The sequence below is a fragment of the Streptomyces sp. NPDC054840 genome (genome assembly GCF_053611065.1).
Map to the genome: position 1 here is coordinate 21474 of NZ_JBSGZP010000020.1, position 6000 is coordinate 27473.

Genomic DNA, 6000 nt, shown 5'->3' on the forward strand with positions numbered 1-6000 from the left:
TCATACCCGGCGGTTACCTTGCAGATCAGGAACACAATCAAGGCGGAGCGCAGGAGTGGGGTGCTGGCGTCCGCCGCGCCCCGCACAGCCCGGGCCGATCAACGAGCTGTTCCGGCCCGGGGTGCGTGTGACAGACGGGTACCACCCCGAGATGTCCGTCGTGAGCCGCGCCGGGTCGCCGGCCTGCGCGTACCCAGCGGGTTGCTGGCCGTCTCCGGCCCGGACGCCGACGAAGGCGACGGGCCGCGCATCACGGTCCCGGTCCCGCCCGGGGAGTACGTAGTCGACGAGGCGTGCGTCCGCTACAGCTACCACTGCGAGTGGCGGAACACCGAGGTCACGACCACGGCCCGCACGGCGGTCCGCCTCCTCGCCAGCGAAACCCCCGCCGCCACCTGGGAGATGGCCCTCGCCGCCGACGACGATCCCCGGCTGTTCATCGAGAACCAGATCGCCGGCTTCGACACCGACGGCGCCACCGGCTGCTTCGCCGACGCCGGGGCCTGGGAGCCGCTCGTCGCGCTCTACGAGCGGGGGCTGATCCAGGGAGAGCCGGACCTGGACGGGTACGAGGACATCGACGACGGATCCCTCTTCATGCAACGCACCTGGGACGAGGCCTCCGGCGGCGAACTCATGGCCTTCGCCACGACCGGGGACGGTACCTACCCCCTGTGGCTCGGCCGTTCCGACGTCGGTGAGCTGGTCGCCGTCGTGGTGCTGCTGGAAGGGATGCCCGAGGCGCTCGCGGAGCGGGACGGAGCCGGCGCCGATGCCTGACACGATGTACGTGACGTTCGAAGATGGGACGCGAAGTCCCGTACGGGCGGTGGCGCCCTGTCCCACGAGGAGGCGCGCGTCCGGGATGCCGACAGCCTGGCCTCAAGCGAAGTCATGCTTCGTGTGCAACGAGGGTGTCGCCGTCACCCCGCTTCATGACCACGCAGAGAGTCGTCCAACAGACGCTGCGCGACCGCGACGGCCACCGCTACCGCTTCGACAACGCTCATCCACGGCCCCACATAGTCCCGCCTGCGGAACCGCACATCACGGGTAGAAATCACCGGACACGGCCGCCGTCTTCCAGCGTGAACGTCCACAACTCCTCCGGGCTGACCTCCCGGACCGGAACTAGATTTGCTGTTCACATCTAGATTGGACGTCTAACATGGGGAGGGCAGGTTGCCTGCCGGGCCGGGAACCTCAGCGACAGCACGTCGAGCGAGTAGAAGCCGGAACTCCCATGAACGCCGAACGACACTCAGCCGTCACCGCCCCCCACCTGTACGACCGGTCCGGAAAGCGCTACTCATTGGACGACCCTCGCTGGCGGGGCGAGGACGGAAGCCCCCTCGCCGTCAGCGCACTGCCGGGCCTGCGTCCCGAACAGATCGACACCGCCGAACGTTCCCTGTGGCGCTACCACGCGGCCCTGCCCGTCCCGGCCGCCCGCCGGGTGAGCCTGGGCGAAGGGTGTACGCCGATGGTCCCCGTCGACTGGGCCGGCTGGCGCGTCCACTTCAAGCTGGAGTGGTTCAATCCGACCTCCAGCTTCAAGGACCGGGGCGTATCGGTGATGATGTCCCACCTCGTGGCACACGACACCGACCACGTACTCGAGGACAGTTCGGGCAACGGCGGTTCTGCGGTGGCCGCCTACGCCGCCGCTGCCGGTATCCGCGCCAAGATCATCGTTCCAGCCGCCACCTCGGCGGCCAAGATCCTCCAGACCCGTGCCTACGGGGCCGAGATCGAGCTTGTGGACGGCACCCGCGACGAGGTCTCGAACGAGGCCATCCGTCAGTCGGAGCAGATCCCCTACGCCAGCCACAACTGGCACCCCATGTTCATCCAGGGCACCAAGACCATCGCCTACGAGATGTGGGAGTCCCTCGGCTTCACCGCGCCCGACAACGTAGTCCTCGTGGCCGGGGCCGGCAGCAACATCATCGGGTGCGACCTCGCGTTCGGGGAACTGCTCCGGGCCGGCCAGATCGACAGGCGCCCGCGCCTGTTCGTCGGGCAGCCCGAGCACTGGGCGACCATTGCTGACACCTTCCACGGCATCGACCCGGCAAGCCGCAATGGGCGGCTGCCGACGATCGCCGAGGGCGCGTCCATCGCCCACCCGGTCCGGCTGCCCGAGGCGGTGGAGGCCATCCGCCGCTCCGACGGCGCCGCCTACGCCGTCCCCGAGGCGGAGATCCACGCCGCGGTCCGCGCACTGAGCGCGCGAGGCTTGTACGCCGAGCCGACCAGCAGCGTCGCCGCGGCGACCCTCGATCACTTCATCGCGACCGGAGAGATCGCTCCAGACGAGACGACCGTGGTCGTGCTCACCGGCGCGGGGCTGAAGTCCGCCGAGAAGATGGCCGCTGTGTTCGCCGGGCACCGTGACGGCGCTCAGGAATCGAGCAGCGCTCGATGACATACCCCACCGGCCGACCGAATGACACACGCGCCGACCAGCCCACCGTGCCGGAAGACGAGCACCTCGTACGGGAAGCCGAGCGCATCGCTGTCGCCGTCGGGCGCATGTTCCCAGGTTTGTGCGAGGTAGTCCTGCACGATCTGCGCCGACCCGACAGCGCCATCCGCACCATCGAGAACAACCTGTCCGGACGGCAGGTCGGTGACTCCGCCACCGAACTGGGCCTGCGCCGCATTGCGGACCCCGACTACCCCAGCGTCATCCAGAACTACAGCAACCAATTCCCCGACGGACGCCCGGCCAAGAGCACCTCGATCGGCATCAAAAACGCCGAGGGACGCTATGTCGCGGCCCTGTGCCTGAACCTGGACGTCAGCACGCTGTCGCCGCTGGCCCTGACCCTGGCCAACCTCGTCGCTACGGATGTCGAACACCAAGGCGAGCCCCTGGAGACACTGCGCGACCGCACCGGACGCGAACTCCGCTCGGCCATCGACTCGTTCGCGGCGGAGCGCTCCAGCACCCCGCGTGGCCTCAACCGCGACCAGAAGCGCGAGCTGGTGCGGCGGCTGCATCGGGAGGGGTTCTTCGAGACCCGGAGCTCCGCACAACTCATCGCCGACCAGCTCGGCGTCTCCCGGGCGACCGTCTACAACTACACGAAGTAGGGCGAGCTGGTCTCCACCCGCGCCCGCAACACGGCGGGCATGGGGGTGAGCTGCGGCGCACGGGAGAACCCTCGTACCGATCGGGCAGAGTTCAGGACGGTCAGCATCAACTCCCGCACGGCGCCCACCCACGGGTCGCTACGGGCCGGTCCGTCAGATAGACCGTCCTGCATGCCGACGGGGTACGGGCCGGCGGGCGCGGACAGCCGGAAGATCGAGCCGCCACCGCAACTACCACGGGCGGGCAGTTATCTGTGGGGTTCCCTACAGCGCGATCTGCACCGGCAGCGGCAGGATCCGTCCTGCGCGCCATCATCGCCCAGCTCGGCATCAGGGCGCCCGCGCCCTGAGCTTCGACGCCAAGCAAGTCGCCCCCCGTGCGGCGAGGGCCGTCGGCGGTAGCCTCAGGCGTCTCAGGCCACGCCCGCATCGCTCGACGGAGTGCCGGTCGCGGGCCGCGGTGTTCACCGGCGTGGCCGATCTGCGCGCGACGCTGCGGGACCACCGGCTCGACGCGGCCCCCCGGGCCGGGGCCTGACCGAAGACTGAGCGCCGGGGCGGCCGCGGGGCTGACACCGCGCGGAGGGGCGCAGGGCCCGCCGCATGGCAGTGGCGGGACTGCGCCCCTGCGGCCCCGATTGGCCGGAACGGTTCACCGGATCGCGGCGGCCACTGCCGGAATCACAAGTCCGGGTGCAAGGTGAGGCCATCATGCTTCGGTGGAGTCGCCGGCGAAGGCGGTGCGCAGGTATGCGGCCGCCTGCTTGAGTGCGCGGCTCCCCGCGTCGAGGGCGCCCGCCATGGCGAAGAATCCGTGGGCCACCCCCGGGTAGCGCGTGGACTCTACCGGTACATCGCTGTCGCGCAGGCGTTGGGCGTACTGTTCGCCCTCGTCGCGCAGCGGGTCGTACTCGGCGGTGATGACCAGAGCTGGTGGCAGACCTGTGAGGCTGGAAGCGCGCAGCGGGGATACGAGAGGGTTTTCCCCCTCTTCGGGGGAGTTCAGGTAGTTGTCCCAATACCACTGTACGGACTTGTCGTTGAACAGGAGCGGATCGGTGTTCTCACGGCGGGACGGGGTGTCCGCGAGATAGTCGGTGTTGGGGTAGACGAGCAGTTGGGCCAGGATGGCCGGGCCGCCGGCGTCCCGCGCCATGAGGGTCATCGCGGCGGTGAGGTTGCCGCCGGCGCTGTCGCCGCCGATAGCGATACGCGAAGTGTCGCCGCCCAGGCGTGCGGCGTGCTCGGCGGTCCAGCGCAGGGCCGCGTAGCAGTCCTGGACCGCGGCGGGGAACTTGCTCTCCGGCGCCAGACGATATCCCACCGCGACGGTGAGGCAGCCTGCGGCATTGGTCAGACTCCGGCAGATCGCGTCGCTCGTCTCGATGCTTCCCAGTGTCCAGCCGCCGCCGAAGAAATAGACCAGTACGGGCAGGGGGCCTGGTCCCGCCTCGGGCCGGTAGACGCGGACGAGCAGTGTTCCGGCGGGCCCCGGTATCGACTCGTCGAACACCTCTCGCACGGGTTCCCGAGCGCCGGCATCGGCCTGGACAGCGGCCAGATCAGCCGCCCTGGCCTCGGCGAGTGTCATGTCGTACAACGGCCTGGCCCCTTGCGCGGCGCGCTGGTCGTACAGGGCTTGGAACTGCGGGTCAAAAGCCATGGTCTCTCCCGGCCGGTCCGGCTGACAGCTCTAGAGGGGGTCCAGCTCGCCCAAACCCATGACACGCAGGGTGTGGTTCGCCATGTGGAGGTGACCGGCCGCGTTCGGGTGCGCCGGGTCGTCGAGCCACGCGATCGGCTCAGCCGTGCCGTGGCGCTCCAGCCAGTGGGCCTCGTGGTCGACGAGCAGTGCGCCGGTGTCCTTCGCGATGTCCCGTGCGGCCTGGCAGTACAGGGGAAGTGCCGCGCGCCGCTCCCGGTCCGAGGAACTGACCAATACCGGCGTATGCACGACGACCTGCGTCTGCGGGCCCGCCCCGGTGATGATCCGGCGCATCGCGTCCTGGAACTCGCGCAGCCCCTCCTCCCCGGCGAGGCAGTCGTTGGTGCCGAGGGACACGGACAGCACATCGGGCTCGAACCGGCCGATGAGGCGGTCATGGGCCGCGAGTACGTCGACCGCGCCCCACGCGCAGACCCCGGTGTTGACCACGACGTCGGTGAGCCGACCCAGCTGCCACCGCACGCGCTCGTGCAGGTGCTCGACCCAACCGCGCGCGCCATGGGTGTGCAGTGCGGCCTGGGTGATACTGTCCCCCGTCGCCACCCAGGTCATGGGCCCGTCCGACAGCCTGATCATGGCGTGCGCCTCCAGTCCGGTCGCCAAACCTCCCTGCGACCACGATGTCTCGTCAGTAGGCCATGCTGCCCGCGCAAGATCATCTGTGCAATACGCTCCAGCGGGTGAAGGGCTTGCCCAGTAGCACGCTTGGGCCGGTGGTGGCCGTCGAACTTCTGCTCCGCCGCAAGGACTCCCGGGCGGGCAGCCACCTGCGGGTGCCCCTCAAGGACCGGAACAAGTGGGCCGCCTACCGCCGCGTGGACAGCCCGGACCTCACCGAAGCCGACATACTGGACGACGAGATCTACTCGGGCCGGGAAGCTGACACGGCCTGCCGGTTCGGCGAGAAAACCTGGAAACCCAGCGCCCCGCTGAAGCCGCGCGGCATCGCCGGCGTGGAACTCCATCACGATCGACAAGCCGATCCCGGCACCAAGGACGGAGCCGGCTCCCGAGCCGCAGGTCCAGAGTCGCATAGGGTCGTGCGGGGCTCGGAGGAGCTACCGCGCACGTACGCAGTCCCATCTACCCGATGTCCAAGGCCGTCCCGTACAGCCGCTCCACCGACAACCGGATGACGATTCGACGCTCGGCCACCAGCTGCTTGAGGAACTCGT

5 protein-coding genes and 1 pseudogene are annotated in these 6000 nt (G+C 69.4%); 3 read left to right on the forward strand and 3 right to left on the reverse strand.

All coding sequences use genetic code 11. The annotated features are described in order from the left end of the window. The first annotated feature begins 201 nt into the window (after positions 1–201). The 3 genes from ACWGIU_RS03350 to ACWGIU_RS03360 all read left to right on the forward strand — a co-directional run bounded on the left by ACWGIU_RS03350 (position 202) and on the right by ACWGIU_RS03360 (position 3099). Positions 202–780, forward strand: coding sequence for a DUF4241 domain-containing protein (locus ACWGIU_RS03350; protein ID WP_453701968.1), 579 nt, complete (start codon positions 202–204; stop codon positions 778–780). A gap of 463 nt (positions 781–1243) precedes the next feature. Then, positions 1244–2428 carry a threonine synthase gene (locus ACWGIU_RS03355; protein ID WP_453701969.1) on the forward strand — a complete coding sequence of 395 codons (1185 nt, stop codon included), beginning with the start codon at positions 1244–1246 and terminating at the stop codon, positions 2426–2428. Beyond that, positions 2425–3099: a helix-turn-helix transcriptional regulator gene (locus ACWGIU_RS03360; protein WP_453701970.1), complete on the forward strand. Its 675-nt coding sequence runs from the start codon at positions 2425–2427 to the stop codon at positions 3097–3099. The genes ACWGIU_RS03355 and ACWGIU_RS03360 overlap by 4 nt, the downstream gene beginning before the upstream one ends. Before the next feature lie 709 nt (positions 3100–3808). Here ACWGIU_RS03360 and ACWGIU_RS03365 read toward each other — a convergent pair. The 3 genes and pseudogenes from ACWGIU_RS03365 to ACWGIU_RS03375 all read right to left on the reverse strand — a co-directional run. Then, positions 3809–4762 (reverse strand): alpha/beta hydrolase, encoded by a 954-nt coding sequence (locus ACWGIU_RS03365; protein ID WP_453701971.1) that lies wholly within the window; start codon positions 4760–4762, stop codon positions 3809–3811. A 30-nt stretch (positions 4763–4792) separates the two neighbouring features. Further along, positions 4793–5428 (reverse strand): SGNH/GDSL hydrolase family protein, encoded by a 636-nt coding sequence (locus ACWGIU_RS03370; protein WP_453701972.1) that lies wholly within the window; start codon positions 5426–5428, stop codon positions 4793–4795. Positions 5429–5908: 480 nt separating this feature from the next. Then, positions 5909–6000: pseudogene (locus tag ACWGIU_RS03375) on the reverse strand (PPOX class F420-dependent oxidoreductase); the annotation flags it as partial.